The 11,895-nt window shown below is 61.5% G+C and carries 10 protein-coding genes and 1 tRNA gene; 5 read left to right on the top strand and 6 right to left on the bottom strand.

Going from position 1 to position 11,895, the window contains the following annotated elements; translation table 11 throughout:
• Positions 1–338: 338 nt before the first annotated feature.
• The 3 genes from BLV09_RS25085 to BLV09_RS25075 all read left to right on the top strand — a co-directional run bounded on the left by BLV09_RS25085 (position 339) and on the right by BLV09_RS25075 (position 2,760).
• Positions 339–413 (top strand) — tRNA-Gly (locus BLV09_RS25085).
• Between the two features lie 406 nt (positions 414–819).
• Complete coding sequence (locus BLV09_RS25080) at positions 820–2,079, top strand: PQQ-dependent sugar dehydrogenase (RefSeq protein WP_100384950.1); 1,260 nt, start codon at positions 820–822, stop codon at positions 2,077–2,079.
• A 141-nt stretch (positions 2,080–2,220) separates the two neighbouring features.
• Positions 2,221–2,760 carry a c-type cytochrome gene (locus tag BLV09_RS25075; protein ID WP_433994444.1) on the top strand — a complete coding sequence of 180 codons (540 nt, stop codon included), beginning with the start codon at positions 2,221–2,223 and terminating at the stop codon, positions 2,758–2,760.
• A 155-nt stretch (positions 2,761–2,915) separates the two neighbouring features.
• Here the strand turns inward: BLV09_RS25075 and panE are convergent, their stop codons facing one another.
• The 3 genes from panE to BLV09_RS25060 form a co-directional block, all read right to left on the bottom strand.
• The gene (gene panE, locus BLV09_RS25070) at positions 2,916–3,836 is read right to left on the bottom strand and encodes a 2-dehydropantoate 2-reductase (protein WP_146689303.1); all 921 of its coding nucleotides are present in this window, start codon (positions 3,834–3,836) and stop codon (positions 2,916–2,918) included.
• Between the two features lie 203 nt (positions 3,837–4,039).
• Positions 4,040–4,648 carry a 2-hydroxychromene-2-carboxylate isomerase gene (locus BLV09_RS25065; protein ID WP_167558880.1) on the bottom strand — a complete coding sequence of 203 codons (609 nt, stop codon included), beginning with the start codon at positions 4,646–4,648 and terminating at the stop codon, positions 4,040–4,042.
• A gap of 137 nt (positions 4,649–4,785) precedes the next feature.
• Positions 4,786–5,403, bottom strand: a complete 618-nt coding sequence (locus BLV09_RS25060; RefSeq protein WP_146689302.1) for a DUF2239 family protein — start codon at positions 5,401–5,403, stop codon at positions 4,786–4,788.
• 183 nt (positions 5,404–5,586) lie between these two features.
• On the opposite strand from BLV09_RS25060, the gene BLV09_RS25055 reads away from it, so the two are divergent.
• Positions 5,587–6,252, top strand: a complete 666-nt coding sequence (locus BLV09_RS25055) for a glutathione S-transferase family protein (RefSeq protein WP_146689301.1) — start codon at positions 5,587–5,589, stop codon at positions 6,250–6,252.
• Between the two features lie 6 nt (positions 6,253–6,258).
• On the opposite strand, the gene BLV09_RS25050 is transcribed toward BLV09_RS25055, so the two are convergent.
• From BLV09_RS25050 to ggt, 3 genes are all read right to left on the bottom strand, one after another.
• Entirely contained in the window at positions 6,259–7,155 is an 897-nt protein-coding gene (locus tag BLV09_RS25050; RefSeq protein WP_146689300.1) for an SDR family oxidoreductase, read from the bottom strand.
• A gap of 36 nt (positions 7,156–7,191) precedes the next feature.
• On the bottom strand, positions 7,192–8,493 hold the full coding sequence (locus tag BLV09_RS25045) for an MFS transporter (protein WP_146689299.1): 1,302 nt from the start codon (positions 8,491–8,493) through the stop codon (positions 7,192–7,194).
• Positions 8,494–8,619: 126 nt separating this feature from the next.
• Positions 8,620–10,380, bottom strand: coding sequence for a gamma-glutamyltransferase (ggt, locus tag BLV09_RS25040; protein ID WP_146689298.1), 1,761 nt, complete (start codon positions 10,378–10,380; stop codon positions 8,620–8,622).
• 111 nt (positions 10,381–10,491) lie between these two features.
• On the opposite strand from ggt, the gene BLV09_RS25035 reads away from it, so the two are divergent.
• Positions 10,492–11,871, top strand: a complete 1,380-nt coding sequence (locus BLV09_RS25035) for an MFS transporter (RefSeq protein ID WP_100384941.1) — start codon at positions 10,492–10,494, stop codon at positions 11,869–11,871.
• Positions 11,872–11,895 lie beyond the last annotated feature (24 nt).

Here is an 11,895-nt window from a genome sequence, read left to right as displayed (position 1 = left end):
CCCAGCCCGGTGGTTCAGAAGTTCTCACCCCCTAAGTGGCGGGTTGCCTGCAAATTTCAATCGCCTCCCAAAATCGTCGCACCCCTACCCTGCGATTACCCCGATCGCCTTGAAGCCGGCAAAATCACCCCGGCCGCGGGCGACCCGACGACGTGCCGATCGGCGCCATAAGCAACTATTTGACACCCAATCGCGCCATTTCGGACGGATTCGACGTTTTACAACCGATATCGGAGCTGAAAGCCGATCCGGCGCTGCGCGCGGCTGTTGCATTCATGGGTCACATTTGGCATAGCTCTGCCAGTTGCCGGCGAGCGATCGCCGCCACTTTCTCGGATGCGGGTGTAGCTCAGGGGTAGAGCACGACCTTGCCAAGGTCGGGGTCGAGGGTTCGAATCCCTTCGCCCGCTCCAGATTTCTCATGGCACAGTTTTTGACGAAGGCCCGCCCTATCGGCGGGCTTTTCGTTTTGCACAACGTGATGCCATGCTTCGATCTCGCCGGGACCGCTGCCGGATCATGCAGCGTTATGGCTATCGGAATACGTCGCTGCGCGGTCGAGCTCGTTGGCTGCCCAAAGTATTCGCAACGATTCCGCAGTGCAGCGAGCACAAAATCGTCTCGAACGAAATCCGGGTAGAGAAATTTCTTCTCAAATTTGTTGGAGCGTTGCGAAGCTGCGCGGTGCACGCTTCTCTCCCGCAATGAATGTGCTAACATTTTCCTGTCTGATCATCTCACCCAGACCAAACTTCATCTCTCGAAGCCTTCAAAATAAATAACGCAAGCAGCCGCATTGGCCGCATAGGGAGTGACGCGATGAAATCGACGCTCAATCGATCTGTTCTAGCACTCGCAGCAATTGCTTTTGTTGCGGGGGCCGGCCAGGTCAACGCCCAGCAAAAGCTCCACAGCTATCAGTCGGGCACCAAGGAATTCTGGACGCATCCGCCGGACGACTGGTTCCTCGGCGATGAAACCGAAGCGCAAAAGGGCTTGGCGCCGCCATCTGGTCCGCCGACCGGCGCATCGGAAGCGGAACTCGCTTCGCTGGTCAAGAAGATCAAGTTGCCGCCGGGCTTCAAGATTGAAGTCTACGCACCCGGGGTGCTGGCTGCACGGCAGATGGCCTGGGGCGACAAGGGCACGCTGTTCGTCGGCTCGTTCGGTCTCGGCAACGTCTACGCCATCACCGACAAGGACGGCAAGAAAGAGGTCAAGACCATTCTCAAGGGCCTGAACATGCCCACCGGTCTCGCGTTCAAGGACGGCGCGCTCTACGTCATCGCGGTCGACAAGTTGATCAGGTATGACAATGCGGAAGCCAATCTTGACAAGCTTGGCGACGGCACCGTGGTCTATGACGACATGCCGTCCTACGCGGCGCACGGCTGGAAATATCTGGCGCAGGACAAAGAGGGCTGGTTCTACATTCCGTTCGGACCTCCCTTCAACATCGGCATTCCGCCGACCAGCGTGTCACAGATCCGCCGCGTCGATCCCAAGACCGGCAATGCCCAACTGGTGGCGCTCGGTGTTCGCAACAGCGTCGGTGGCGATGTCGATCCACGCTCCGGCAAGTACTGGTTCACCGAAAACGCGCGCGACTGGATGAGCGACGACATGCCGAGCGACAAGCTCAACATGATCTCGCGGCTCGGCGAGCATTTCGGCTATCCCTATTGCCATCAGGGTGACACCCCCGATCCGAAGTTTGCGATGGGCCACAAATGCTCGGAATTCACCCCGCCAGTGCTCAAGCTCGGTGCGCATGTGGCTCCGCTCGGCATGAAGTTCTATACCGGCGACCAGTTCCCCGCCGATTACAAGGACAACATCCTGATCGCCGAACACGGCTCCTGGAACCGGCATAAATATCAGGGCGGCCGGATCGTGCGCGTGATCGTCGGTCCCGACGGCAAGAATCCCAAGCAGGAAGTGTTCGCATCGGGCTGGATCGAAGGCGACCAGGGCTATCTCGGCCGGCCGGACGACATCATTCTGGCCAAGGACGGTTCGATCCTCGTCGCTGACGATTGGGCCGGTGCGATCTATCGCATCAGCTATAGCAAGAAGTAAGCGCGGAACATTCGAGGGCTGCGGCTGCTTGAACAGGCAACCGCAGCCCTTTGTTTTCTGGCGTACGGAATGGGAATTTCAGACATGCGCAGTCGGTTCGCCTTGTATGCATGGTGCGGCCTCGCCCTGGGACTGGCGCCGATGGTGAGCGCTCGCGCGGCCGACGCCGTAGCCGCCGGCAAGGAAAAGGCCGAAATATGCGCCGGCTGCCATGGCGATAACGGCATTTCGCAAACCGAGAACATTCCATCGCTGGCCGGCCAGCAGGATCAGTTCATTCAGTGGCAACTGGTTTTCTTCCGCGGCGGTGCGCGCAAGAACGAGCAGATGCAGCCGATCGCCGAACAGATCAGTAATGAAGATATTCGCATTCTCGGCGCTTACTTTGCTTCGCTTACCCCGCCGAAAAATGCAAAGCCCGACGACAACCCCGATCTGTCGAAGAAGGGCGCGCAGGCTGCCGTTGGCCGGCGCTGTGCATCCTGCCATACCGATTCATATGCGGGAACGAAGGCCGTTGCCCGCCTCGCCGGCCAGCGCGAGGAAGTTCTCGTCAAGGCGCTGCACGACTATAAATCAGGCGTACGGACCGGCGGCGCGGGAGCTGCGATGACGGATGTCGCCTATCCCTTGAGCGACGAGGAAATCACCGCGCTCGCGCATTATCTCGCGCATTTGTGAGACACGATAATCTGACCAGACGGTCCTGCCCGGCCATAGCAGTCTGCGTTGCGCAGACTGCGTAAACTTATTTGCGGTACCTGCTTGAGTAGCCTCAAGACGTGGATGGCCGGATCAAGCCCGGCCATCTCGAGGGAATCGCGGATGTGTGAACCTCACCCCCGTTGCTTCTCATACGCCTTGAGATGGGTGTAAGCGATCCGCAGCTTTGGCACCGGCACCTTGGCGGCATCTCCGCGCGCGGTCAGGTCGCCGATCACGTGATCGGCTTCAACTGGCGCGCCTACCTTGATGTCGCGGAACATTGATGCCGTCATCTGCGATCCCTCGGTGGTCAACATCCCGCGCGCACGCTCCAGAAACGGCGCGCGAGGAGCGCTGCCCGCGGCGGTTGCGACCGCGGTGCATTCATCAAGCATGCCGAGAATGAAATCCCGGCCGCCCGGCACAGCCAGGATATTGCCGATCGATGTGCGCATCAGGCTGGTCGAGGCAGCGAGTGAGGCCAGGAACACCCACTTCTCCCACATTTCCTGAATGATGACTTCGCTGGCGACCGAGCCGAAATTGCCGCTGGCGAAGACCTTGGCGATGGCGCGAACCCGGTCCGACATTTTGCCGTCGCGCTCGCCGAAAGTGAGCGACTGCATCGGTTGCAGCTGCACCACTTCGCGCTTGTCGTTGAGCGTGACCGCGATCGCGCAGAGGCCGCCGAGCACGCGCTCGCTTCCGAACTTGTTGTCGAGCACGTCGAGGTGCAGCATGCCGTTGAGCAGCGGGATGATGGATGTTTGGGGACCGACGGCCGGCGCGAATGACTTGATCGCGTCCTCGAGATCGAACGCCTTGCAGCTCAACAGGACGACGTCGAACTTTTCAGCGAGCTTGTCGGCCTGAACGGCCGGGGGATTTTTCAGCGTTACATCGCCGTTGGGGCTTTTGATCACAAGGCCCGCGGAGGCGAGTTCAGACGCACGTCGTGGCCGGACCAGAAAAGTTACATCGCCACCGGCCTGCAACAATCTGCCACCGAAATATCCGCCGATCGCACCGGCACCGACCACGAGAATACGCATTGTTCAGTCCTTTTGTTGTTGCTTGAGGGCGGGTACCGGGTGGCGAATAGCGAACGGGAAGCTTCCATTCGCGGCTCACCATCCGGCACTCGCCAAATTACCACTTTTCTCCGAACGGACGTATCTCCAGCTCGAATGTCCAGGCGCTGCACTTGGCTCCGCCGTGGCGTCCCGCGAATACGCTAAAGCCTTCGGCGCCGCTATCACTTCCCCGAGATCAATTCCTCGACTTCGCGCAGCTGCTCCTTGCCGAAAAACATCTCCTTGCCGACGAAGAAGGTCGGCGAGCCGAACGCGCCGCGTTCGACCGCCGATTGGGTGTTCGCGATCAGCCTGGCCTTGACCTCGGGTTCCTGTGCGCGTGCGAGCAGCTTTGCCCCATCGAGGCCGGACGCCGTCAGGGCCTTGGCCGCCACGTCCGGATCGTCCATTTTCTTTGGCTCGCTCCACATATGATGAAACGCCGCCTCGATGTATGGCTCGAATACGCCCTCCAATTGCGCGGCGACGGCGGCACGCATCAGATTGAGGGTGTTGACCGGAAAGAACGGATTCCAGGTGTAGGGTTTGACCCCGAAGCGCTTCACGAAGCGTTCGGTCTCCAGCGCATAGAACGCGGGCTTGTTCTTGACGCCGGCAAGGGTTTCCGCCGGGGATTTGTTGTTGGTGGCCTTGAAGATGCCGCCGAGTAGAATCGGCACATATTCGAACTTCACGCCGGTGCGCTTTTCGATCGCCGGAATGGCCTCGTGGCTAAGGAACGCGTTGGGGCTGCCGAAATCGAACATGAATTGCGGGCTTGTCCGAGTCAAAACTGCCTCCCTGTTTCTTTTCCGGGATATTGTGGCGCAGCGGGTGTGGCGCGTCCACTATTTTATGACGATCGTAATATTGTGGCCCGGCGCGATACGCGACTTCCAAAGGCCTGCAGTACAGCGGAGCGCCGCGATCACGCGGAAGCTGGTTCGACGTGATCATTAAAGGCAAGCCTGACGATGTGGTCGCGGATATCGCCAGGCCAGCCCGCAATGAGGCTGACAAACCGTCGCCGGTCGTCCGCGAACAAAGCCCGCGACGCTTCCTCGAAGTCCGGCAGATTGCCCGCCATCGTCGACATGAAATAATAGGCTGCGTCTCTCGCGGCACGGCTACGGTCGCGGTCGCCGCTCGAACGACGCGCTTCCTCAACCAGTTTTCGCAGCGCGACCGACGCGCCGCCGGGCTGTGTCCCCAGCCACTCCCAATGCCTGGGCAGTAGCGTGACTTCGCGGGCCACAATGCCAAGTTTCGGCCGCCCGCGCCCACGCGGCTCCGGCGCGGAAAGCTCGTCGACCGGTGTTTCCAGGTTCGAAGGCGGCTGAGGCAAGCGTGCCACCACCTCTCGCTCGGTGCCGCGAAGATTGAGGTCGATCGAGCGGCCGGTGGCATCGTCAAAGATGACGATAGGCTCCGCAGCGGCGCTTCCTGAAGCCTTCATCACCGCGAGTGCAACCTCGGCCAGTGGGCCTGAAACCAGCCGCTGATGGCCGGAAAAGGCAGTAAACGAAGTGGAAACAGCTTGAGCCATTGCAATATCCTGATATTGACGTCTCATATAATTTACCCGGGTAAATTAAAATGTCAATATCACCCGGGTAAATATTAGAAAGTCGGCCCCGAGGGATCGGTGGCATCCGACCCCAGTCCAATCGCCAACCGTGACAACCGCTGCTACGAGCAGAACTCATCGAAAACGCTTGGGGGAATTGCCATGCTCACTGTTCATCATCTCAACAATTCCCGCTCGCAACGCGTGCTGTGGTTGCTGGAAGAGCTTGGTGTTCCCTACGAGATCGTCCGCTATCAGCGTCAGCCCGACATGCGCGCGCCGGCGGAACTCCGCGCGATCCATCCGCTTGGAAAATCACCTGTCATCACCGACAACGGCAACACCATCGCGGAGTCCGGCGCGATCGCCGAATATCTGATCGACACCTATGGCGAGGGCCGGCTGATTCCGCCGCCCAAAACGCCGGAACGGCTGCGCTACACCTATTGGCTGCATTATGCGGAAGGCTCGGCGATGCCGCCGCTTTTGTTGAAGCTGTTGTTCACGCTGATGCCGAAGCGTGCACCGGCGCTGCTGCGGCCGCTGGTGCGCAAGGTTTCCAATCAGGCGCTGACCGCGCTGGTCAATCCACAACTCAAGCAGCACATGGCGTTCTGGGAAAGTGAACTCGGCAACAGCGAATGGTTCGCGGGCAATGAATTCACCGCTGCCGATATCCAGATGAGCTTTCCGCTCGAAGCCGCCGCGGCGCGCGCCGGACTCGAGCTCGGTCATCCCAAAGCGATGGCGTTTCTCGACCGCATTCACGCCCGCTCGGCCTACAAGCGAGCGCTGGAAAAAGGCGGACCCTATACCGTCGGGCGCTGACGAGAGCTAGCGCGGTTTCTGCGCGCCGCCGACGGACGGCAGCGGCTGCACCGTGACACCGGGCGGCGGCACGTCGTCATCGGGCACGAAGAAATCCGACATCAGCGCAACGGACGGATCGACGCGGTAGGGCTCAAAGTCGCGTACGCCGCTGTCGTAAAGCACCTTGTCGTCGATGCAGAATTGCCCGGTGAATTCGCGTGATGGCTTTGTGAAGATGGCATAGGCGGCGTCGCCCATGATCTCCGGCGTGCGGCTTGCGCGCATCATGGCGTCGCCGCCCAGGAGGTTGCCGACCGCGGCGGTGGCGATCGTCGTACGCGGCCACAGCGCATTGACCGCAACCCCGGCTGCTCTCAGCTCACCCGACAGACCAAGCACGCACATGCTCATGCCGAACTTCGCCATCGTATAGGCGGTGGAGTGCTCGAACCATTTTGCCTTCATGTCGAGCGGCGGCGACAGCATCAGGATGTGCGGGTTTCCGGCCTTCTTCAGATGCGGGATGCAATATTTCGACACCATGAAAGTGCCGCGGGTATTGATGCCCATCATCAGGTCGAACCGCTTCATGTCGGTTGCCTGCGAATTGGTGAGACTGATGGCGCTGGCGTTGTTGACGCAGATATCGATGCCGCCGAATTCAGCGACGGTCTGGTCGACCGCCGATATCACCTGCGCCTCCTCGCGGATATCGCAGATAATGGGCAACGCCTTGCCGCCGGCGGCACGGATCTCGTCGGCAGCGGTGTAGATCGTGCCTTTGAGCTTCGGATGCGGCTCGGCTGTTTTCGCGGCGATCGCGACATTGGCGCCATCACGCGCGGCGCGCAACGCAATCGCAAGCCCGATGCCGCGGCTGCCGCCCGATACGAATATCGTCTTGCCTTTGAGCGATGCCATTGGACGATCTCCGATTCTATTCTGTCTATGTTGACCCTAGGTATCCGCGTGCAGGATCCGGCCGCGGGTTTCCGGCAACGCAAATGCCGCCAGGAAAAACAGGCCGTAAGCCGCGACCGCGAAAATCGCGATGGCGTTGGCGAGCGATGTCGTGGTCGAGAGGGCGCCGACCAGGAATGGAAACAGCGCGCCGATGCCGCGTCCGAAATTGTAGCAAAAGCCCTGGCCCGATCCGCGCAGCCGCGTCGGATAGAGCTCGGTCAGGAATGCGCCGACGCCCGAGAAATAAGCCGAAGCGAAGAAGCCGAGCGGGAAGCCCAGCACCCACAGGATCTCATTGGTCAGCGGCAGTTGCGTATAGGCGATGATGACGGCGATGGCGCCGAGAGAAAAATACAAAAACAGCTTGCGCCGGCCGATCTTGTCGGCAAGCCAGGCGCCGACGAGATAGCCGACGAACGAGCCGATGATCAAAGCGGAAAGATAACCGGTCGAACTCACGACCGAAAGTTTGCGTTCGGTGGTGAGGAAGCGCGGCACCCAGAAGGTGATCGCGTAATAGCCACCCTGACATCCGGTCACCGCGAGCGACGCCAGAATGGTGGTCTTGAGAATCGGACCCTTGAAGATCTCTGCAAGCCCCGGGCGCTCGCCACTCGCATTCTGTTTGGCGAGGGTGGCGGCGGCGATCTCCGGCTCTTCCACATAGCGGCGCAGGAAAAACACCAGGAGTGCCGGCAATGCGCCGACGGCGAACATCCAGCGCCATGCGGTCTCCGCCGGCAAATACGAGAACAGAACCGCCTGCGACAGCACCGCCAGGCCCCAGCCGACGGCCCAGCCGGATTGCACCGAGCCGACCGCGCGCCCCCGGTACTGCGGCCGGATCGACTCGCCCATCAGCACCGCGCCCGCGGCCCATTCGCCGCCAAAACCCAGGCCCAGCAGCGCACGGGCGATCAGCAGCTGGTCGAAATTCTGCACGAAGGCGCAGACCAGCGAGAAAACCGAAAACCACAGGATCGTCAGCTGCAGGGTTTTGACCCGGCCGATGCGGTCCGCCAGGTAGCCGCCGAGCCAGCCGCCAACGGCGGAGGCGAGCAACGTGACGGTACCGGCAAGGCCGGCCGTCCCCGCATCGACCTTCCACATCGTGATGATGGTACCGATCACGAGCGGATAGATCATGAAATCCATGCCGTCGAGCGCCCAGCCCGCGGCGCAAGCCCAAAACGTCCGCCGCTCCGGCAGCTTCATGTCGCGGTAAAACGCCAGCAGGCTGGAATCTTCGATTTCAGCGGTTTGGATTGCGCCCGACGGCCCGGTGGTGCTGCTCATGATGACGTGTTTCCTCGGAAAATCCATGACCGGCGCGTACTTCCAGCGACCAGCTTGGGCGGATTACGCCAAATTGATCCCGATCGGCAATGCCGTCGTCAGGCAAATCGGCAGATCGCGACCGGTCTACTCTCCCGCCGCTTCCGAGCCCCGGGTGCGGGGATCGGGAGCGCCGAGCAATCCGTTGTCCGTTACGGCGATCGAATTGGCCGAGGTCTGGCCCATCGGTTCAACCACCTTGTGTCCCCTGGCCTTCAGCGCCGCGATGACGTCATCAGGGAAACCGCGCTCGATCCGGACTTCATCCGGCAGCCATTGATGATGCAGCCTTGGCGCCGCGACCGCTGCTTCGACGTCCATGTGATAGTCGAGCACATCGACGATCACCTGCAGCACGGTGGAAATGATGCGGCTGCCGCCGGGCGAGCCCGTCACCAGCACCGGCTTGCCGTCCTTCAGCACGATGGTCGGCGACATCGACGACAACGGACGCTTTCCCGGACCCGGCAGATTGGCTTCAAATCCGACCAGGCCATAGGCGTTGGAGGCGCCGGGCGCCGCGGTGAAATCGTCAAGCTCGTTGTTGAGCAAAACGCCAGTGCCCTCCGCGACCAGGCCGACGCCGTAGCTGAAATTAAGCGTATAGGTGTTGCTGACCGCGTTGCCCTTGCTGTCGACGACTGAGAAATGGGTGGTGTTGTCACCTTCGTGCGGCGGCGCCGACAGCGCATCCTTCCATGGGGTTGCGCGGTCGGGGTCGATGCCGGCGCGCTGCTTGGCCGCGTAATCCTTTGAAATCAGCGTCGCGACCGGTGCGTTGACGAAGGCGGGATCGCCGAGATAACGCGCACGATCGGCATAAGCGCGCTTCATCGCCTCGATCAAAAGGTGCAGCGAGGGGGCGGAGCCCTGCTTCATCTCGGCCATCGGAAAGCCCTCGAGGATGTTCAAGGTCTCCAGCAGCACGACGCCGCCTGAAGATGGCTGCGGCATAGATATGATGTCATAGCCGCGATAGCTGCCGCGCACGGGAGCGCGGATCACGGCCTGGTAGGATTTGAGATCATCCGACGTCATGATGCCGCCGGCGTCGCGAACCCCTTTGACCAGCTTTTCAGCAACAGGACCTTGGTAAAATCCGCGCGTGCCTTGCTCGGCAATCGCTGTGAGCGTTGCCGCCAGATCGGTCTGCACCAGCGTGTCGCCTTCGCGCAGTGAGGTGCCGTCGGCGCGGGAAAAGATTTTTGCCGATGCAGGCCAGCGCGCCAGCCGCCGATACCAGTCCGGCAGTGTATCGGCGCTGTCGTCGGCGAGGACGACGCCGTTGCGCGCGAGATCAATCGCCGGTCGCAGCACGTCCGCCAGCGTGAATTTTCCCGAGCCGTATTTTTCCAGCGCCAGCGCCAGTCCCGCCGGGGTGCCGGGGACACCGATGCCGAGCGCGGAGTCGCGCGACTTTGCCGGATCGGGCTTGCCATCCGGCCCCAAAAAAATCGTGGACGTTGTCGCAGCCGGCGCGGTCTCACGATAGTCAATCGCGATATCCTCGTGGCGTTCGGCCGAGTGAATGACCATGAAACCGCCGCCGCCGATGTTTCCTGCGCGCGGATAGGTCACGGCCATCGCGAAACCGGTCGCCACCGCGGCATCGACCGCGTTGCCGCCCCGCTTCAGCACGTCGGCGCCGATCCGCGCCGCGATCTTCTCCTGTGCGACCACCATGCCGTGTTCGGCGGCGATGGCGTGCACGGTGCCGGCGGCGGGCGGCGTATAAAAGCCACGATGCTGCTCCTGGGCGGCCGCGGGCAGACAAAACGCGGCGGTGAGCAGCACACCCGCGATGATTCGGCGCCAAATCGGCGAGGGAGTCGGCAAGGCATAGGTCATCAAAATTTTGCCTCGGGTTAACGAGATACGGCCGTTGCAGTGCCCAATGCTATATGGGTTCGACTCCGGCAGGCAAAACGCCTCCTCGTGACCAGGCAGGATATTTCGGGCATGGCGATCACAACCACGGACGCAGGCAGCGCGATGATGAATTATCCCCCGCGTGCCGCGGTCATCAGCTGGATTTTCTTCGATTGGGCGGCGCAGCCTTATTTTACGCTGATCACCACTTTCGTGTTCGCACCCTATTTCGCGACTCATATCGCTGCCGATCCCGCAAGCGGCCAGTCGCTGTGGGGTTTTGCGACCGCGGCCGCGGGTCTGCTGATCGCGCTGATGTCGCCGGTGCTGGGCGCGGTGGCGGACGCCAGCGGCCGCCGCAAGCCATGGATCGCGGCATTCGGCGCGCTGCTGGTGATCGGCTCCTGCCTGATGTGGTTTGGGAAGCCCGGCGATGTCAGCGTCATTCCCCCACTGCTGCTCGCCTACGGGATCGCGACCGTCGGTGTTGAATTCGCCACCGTCTTCAACAATGCGATGATGCCGACGCTGGTGCCGCCGGACAAAATCGGGCGCCTGTCCGGCACCGGCTGGGCCACCGGCTATATCGGCGGCATCGTGAGCCTCGTCCTCGTGCTCGGTTTTCTCGCGGCCAGTCCCGAGAGCGGACGCACATTGTTCGGGTTCAAGCCGCTGTTCGGTCTCGACCCCGTCACGCATCAGGGCGATCGCATTACCGGTCCTTTGACCGGGATCTGGTTCGTCATCTTCGTGCTGCCGATGTTTTTGTGGACGCCCGATTATCCCGCCAAACGCGGCTTGCGCGATGCGCTGCGCAAGGGACTGGTTGAACTGCGCGATACATTGCGCGAATTGCCGCATCGGAAGTCGATGGCGGCGTTTCTGCTCGCCAACATGATCTATACCGATGGGCTGGTTTCGCTGTTTGCGTTCGGTGGCATCTATGCCGCCGGCACGTTCGGCTGGAACACGATTGAGATTGGCACCTTCGGCATCATTCTCGCGATCGCCGGCACGTTGGGCGGATGGCTCGGCGGTAAACTCGATGATGCGTTAGGGCCGAAATATGTGATCGCCGGCAGCATGCTGATCCTGCTGCTTGCGATCGTGGGGATTCTGCTCGTCGACAAGGACAGCGTGCTGTTCGTCCAGGTGACGCCGCCAGTGCCGGGTGGCGCGCTGTTCGCGTCAGCCGCGGAGCGCGCCTATCTCGTGCTCGGATGCCTGATCGGCGCGGTCGGCGCTCCCTTGCAGGCGGCGTCGCGCTCGCTGTTGATCAGGATCGCGCCGAAAGACCGCATCGCGCAGTATTTTGGGCTGTTCGCGCTGACTGGAAAGGTGACGTCGTTCGTCGGGCCGCTGCTGATCGGAATCATCACGGCAGTGACGGAAAGCCAGAAGGCCGGGATGGCGGTGCTGGTGTTGTTTTTCGTAACGGGATTGGCGCTGCTGGCGCGGGTGCGGGATTAGTTACCGTCATTCCCGGATGCACCA

This window comes from Bradyrhizobium canariense (assembly GCF_900105125.1).
Taxonomy (GTDB): Bacteria; Pseudomonadota; Alphaproteobacteria; order Rhizobiales; family Xanthobacteraceae; genus Bradyrhizobium; species Bradyrhizobium canariense_A.
Note: the sequence above shows the minus strand (reverse complement) of the source record. Positions and strands in the feature narration are given on the sequence as shown.

Excerpts from the sequence above, each read along its gene's own strand:
- BLV09_RS25080 (WP_100384950.1), top strand. The coding sequence starts at position 820 with ATGAAATCGACGCTCAATCGATCTGTTCTAGCACTCGCAGCAATTGCT.
- BLV09_RS25075 (WP_433994444.1), top strand. The coding sequence starts at position 2,221 with ATGGTGAGCGCTCGCGCGGCCGACGCCGTAGCCGCCGGCAAGGAAAAG.
- panE (WP_146689303.1), bottom strand. The coding sequence starts at position 3,836 with ATGCGTATTCTCGTGGTCGGTGCCGGTGCGATCGGCGGATATTTCGGT.
- BLV09_RS25060 (WP_146689302.1), bottom strand. The coding sequence starts at position 5,403 with ATGGCTCAAGCTGTTTCCACTTCGTTTACTGCCTTTTCCGGCCATCAG.
- BLV09_RS25055 (WP_146689301.1), top strand. The coding sequence starts at position 5,587 with ATGCTCACTGTTCATCATCTCAACAATTCCCGCTCGCAACGCGTGCTG.
- BLV09_RS25050 (WP_146689300.1), bottom strand. The coding sequence starts at position 7,155 with ATGGCATCGCTCAAAGGCAAGACGATATTCGTATCGGGCGGCAGCCGC.
- BLV09_RS25045 (WP_146689299.1), bottom strand. The coding sequence starts at position 8,493 with ATGAGCAGCACCACCGGGCCGTCGGGCGCAATCCAAACCGCTGAAATC.
- ggt (WP_146689298.1), bottom strand. The coding sequence starts at position 10,380 with ATGACCTATGCCTTGCCGACTCCCTCGCCGATTTGGCGCCGAATCATC.
- BLV09_RS25035 (WP_100384941.1), top strand. The coding sequence starts at position 10,492 with ATGGCGATCACAACCACGGACGCAGGCAGCGCGATGATGAATTATCCC.